The organism is uncultured Campylobacter sp. (assembly GCF_937997405.1).
In the GTDB taxonomy this organism is placed as follows: Bacteria; Campylobacterota; Campylobacteria; order Campylobacterales; family Campylobacteraceae; genus Campylobacter_B.
In genome coordinates this window covers 1-2,179 of sequence record NZ_CALKTL010000193.1, presented here as the reverse complement: position 1 = coordinate 2,179, position 2,179 = coordinate 1, and the positions used below count along the sequence as shown (strand labels likewise).

The following is a 2,179-nucleotide window of genomic DNA, read 5'->3' as shown; positions in this document are numbered from 1 at the left end:
GTCGAGCAGCAAGAGTTGCCCTGGATCACGGGCTCGCGTGAGGTGCGCGGCGCAGGCGTCGTTTAAATTTTCCGTTATAAGAGGCGCGGCGGCTAAAATTTTCTGGCAGCTTTCGTTTTTGCAGTCCAGCACGCGGATCGGATTGGTGTCGATGCGCCTTTGGCAGTCCTCGCAGAGCCTGTCTTTGCGATCCTGCAAGAAATTTACGAGCTTGGTTTTATACGCAGGCATGCACTCCTCATCGCCTAAAGAGTTGATTTTAAGCGTTGCGGCGACATTCAGTTCGCGTAAAATTTGAGCTAGCATCAAGATCACGCTCGCATCCTCATAAACGCTACTTTGCCCGAAGCACTCGACGCCGAATTGATGAAACTCGCGCAGACGCCCCTTTTGCGGGCGCTCGTAGCGAAACATCGAGCCTTGATAATAAAATTTATGCACGCCGCCGCTGCGGTCTAGCTTTTTTTCGATAAAGGCGCGCACGACGCCCGCGGTGCCCTCGGGGCGCAGGCAGACGCTCTCGCCGCTTTTGTCGCTAAACTCATACATCTCCTTGCCGACTATGTCGCTACTCTCGCCTACGCTGCGGCGAAATAGCGCGGTCTGCTCGAGTTTGGGAGTTTCGATGAGGCAAAAGCCGTAATTGCGCGCCACACGCTCGCACACGTTTAAAATTTGTGAGTAGATGCGCGCCTGCTCGCCTGAAATATCGTTCATACCGCGAAGTGCTTTGATCATCTATAAAATCCTTTGTGAAATTTTAAAATTTTCAAATTTTTGCGGCGATTATAGTTAAATTTTCCTAAATTTTAAGCCCTGCCGCTCGCAGCAACGCATCGGTTCTGCTTATTTACATCACGCGCCGCGATGATTTTAAAATTTCAAATTTATTCTTAAAATGCGGATTGCACGATCTTTGAAAATTGTTTTAAACGATCGGCGTTTATAAAATTTACGGCGCGACGATCGGCGGGCGGCTTCTAATATTGCGTGCTGAGAGTTTGCAAATACAAGCGCCAGGCTTATAAAAACAGCGCGCCGTTAGGTTTAATATATCGCGCGCTGCGCAGCGGTTGGATTTTAAAATTTAATTTGCGATGCGTCGCGTCGGCTCGCGGCATGCTATGTAAAATTAAAACGCCACCGAAATTTACGCACTGTGCAAAATTTAACGCATTGCGTAAAATTTTAAATTTTACCGCACCGTCGATCGCGCGCCGTTTGGGCTTAGGCGCCTATTTTAAACCGACTAAGCTCGGCGGTAAAATTTCTACTTCGCCGCCTTGAAGCTCAAGAATTCCTCGTAGCGGCGGTTGATGATCTCTTTGATCTCGGCGTAATTCTGCGGCGAGTTTTCTATGTAAAAATAGGCGTTGTCGAAGTTTTTATCGCCGAATTTTCGCGCGACGAAATCGTCGTAATCTTGCAAATACCAGCCGTGCGTTTTGGCAAATTTCGTGCGGTCTGTGGTGTAGTAGGCCTTCGCAAAGGCCTTGCCCGCGGTGTTTAGCTCGTCGCTGCTTAGCACGCCATCCATCGCGCCAAAGAAATACCCGCGATAATCAAAGCTATCGACCATCCGCGCTATATCGTCCGCGAAATCCGCCGCAAAGTCCTTGGAATAGAGCTTGCGCTCCATGCACCAGCGGAAGAAAAACGCGATGTGCGTCGCGCCGTTTTCCTGCGGAATGTCAGTCGGCGCATTTGCCGCGCCCCAATGCCATTTTGCCTTGTCGTAGGTCACGTAAGCCATTTTGCTCTCCTTTTTTTGGACTTTAAGTTGCATAAATTTTAGAAATTAAAAGCAAATGAGGCTTGGTAAAGCTCTAAATTTTATCCGATGCAATCTGCGCCGTGAAATTTCAAATTTTATATCAGATCGCTCCTTACCTCATAATCGCATTCGCTTCGTAAAATTTTGCCGCGGCTAAAATTACGTTTAAATTCTATCGCATCTCGTAGAATTTCACGCACCTCGTCCTATGTCCTTTAGTCGCTGCTTTGCCGCCGCCGTCACGTCCTCTTCGTAATCGTACCACGTAAACATCGCGCCGTGCTGCACCGAGCCGCCGAGTAGATCGCCTCCTTGGCGGTTTTTCAGATCGATATTTGCGACCTTGAATCCGTCCAGCGTCCGGAGCGCGTCGCGCCGCCCGCCAGCCTGCACGCCGCCCGCGCA

General features: G+C 49.7%; 3 protein-coding genes. All 3 read right to left on the bottom strand.

Translation table 11 applies throughout. From position 1 onward, the window contains the following. A partial coding sequence (gene hisS / locus Q0372_RS09970) for a histidine--tRNA ligase (protein ID WP_298105493.1) occupies positions 1 to 738 on the bottom strand: 738 nt, incomplete at its 3' end. Positions 739 to 1,270: 532 nt separating this feature from the next. Continuing rightward, positions 1,271 to 1,753, bottom strand: coding sequence for a hypothetical protein (locus tag Q0372_RS09965; protein ID WP_298105490.1), 483 nt, complete (start codon positions 1,751 to 1,753; stop codon positions 1,271 to 1,273). A gap of 213 nt (positions 1,754 to 1,966) precedes the next feature. After that, positions 1,967 to 2,179, bottom strand: a 213-nt coding sequence (locus Q0372_RS09960) for a hypothetical protein (protein WP_298105487.1), incomplete at its 5' end; no start/stop codon positions are given.